Source organism: Pseudomonas sp. SIMBA_067, assembly GCF_046534675.1.
In the GTDB taxonomy this organism is placed as follows: domain Bacteria; phylum Pseudomonadota; class Gammaproteobacteria; order Pseudomonadales; family Pseudomonadaceae; genus Aquipseudomonas; species Aquipseudomonas putida.
The window spans coordinates 1-278 of record NZ_JAWRYH010000314.1; the positions used below are offsets into that span (position 1 = coordinate 1).

At 50.7% G+C, this 278-nt stretch carries 1 protein-coding gene; it reads left to right on the top strand.

Annotated features, from left to right (window positions below; genetic code table 11):
• On the top strand, positions 1 to 214 hold a 214-nt coding region (locus tag SB765_RS29250; RefSeq protein WP_410932437.1), incomplete at its 5' end, for an ArsC/Spx/MgsR family protein.
• Between the last annotated feature and the right edge of the window lie 64 nt (positions 215 to 278).

Sequence of the window (278 nt, forward strand, 5' to 3'; positions counted from 1 at the left end):
GGATGAAGATAAATTTTCTGATGCGCAGTTGATCGATTTTATGCTTCAGCACCCGATCCTGATTAACAGGCCGGTAGTAGTGTCACCGTTAGGGACACGACTTTGCCGTCCCTCAGAAATTGTGCTGGATATTCTCCCTGAAGGTCAGAAAGGTTCTTTCACCAAAGAGGATGGAGAAAAGGTGACTGATGAGGCAGGGAGACGGTTTAAGTAACCTGGCGAGTTCACATTAGCGGACACCGGGCGTCCGCTTCCCGCTCATAGCGGCCCTTCCAGAG